The sequence below is a fragment of the Burkholderia sp. SR8 genome, from assembly GCF_052851275.1.
Map to the genome: position 1 here is coordinate 1 of NZ_JAULUC010000077.1, position 751 is coordinate 751.

1 protein-coding gene is annotated in these 751 nt (G+C 65.8%); it reads left to right on the forward strand.

All coding sequences use genetic code 11. From position 1 onward, the window contains the following. Nucleotides 1-751: aminotransferase class III-fold pyridoxal phosphate-dependent enzyme (locus Q3A80_RS31880; RefSeq protein ID WP_446332747.1), on the forward strand; the 751-nt coding region annotated here is incomplete at both ends.

A 751-nucleotide genomic window follows, 5' to 3' on the forward strand; every position in this document is an offset into this window, starting at 1 on the left:
TGCTCGCGGAAGTGACGCCTGCCGGCTTCAACCATTTCTTCTATTGCAACAGCGGCTCGGAAGGCAACGACACCGTGCTGCGACTCGTGCACCAGTACTGGCGCGTGCAGGGCCAGCCGCAGAAGAAATACGTGATCTCGCGCAGGAACGGCTATCACGGCTCGACGATCGCCGGCGGCACGCTCGGCGGGATGGGCTACATGCACGAGCAGATGCCGTCGAAGGTCGAGCACATCGTGCATATCGACCAGCCGTATTTCTTCGGCGAAGCGCAAGCGGGCGAGACGCCGGAAGCATTCGGCCTCGCGCGTGCGCAGCAGCTCGAGGCGAAGATCCTCGAACTCGGCGCGGAGAACGTCGCCGCGTTCATCGGCGAGCCGTTCCAGGGCGCGGGCGGCGTGATCTTCCCGCCGTCGACGTACTGGCCGGAAATCCAGCGGATCTGCCGCAAGTACGACATCCTGCTCGTCGCCGACGAAGTGATCGGCGGCTTCGGCCGCACCGGCGAATGGTTCGCGCACCAGCACTTCGGCTTCGAGCCGGACCTGATCACGATGGCGAAGGGCCTGACGTCCGGGTACGTGCCGATGGGCGCGGTCGGCATTCACGAACGCGTCGCGCGCCCGATCATCGAGAACGGCGAATTCAATCACGGCCTCACGTATTCGGGGCATCCGGTCGCGGCGGCCGTCGCGGTCGCGAACCTGAAGCTGCTGCGCGACGAGGGCATCGTCGAGCGCGTGAAGCGCGA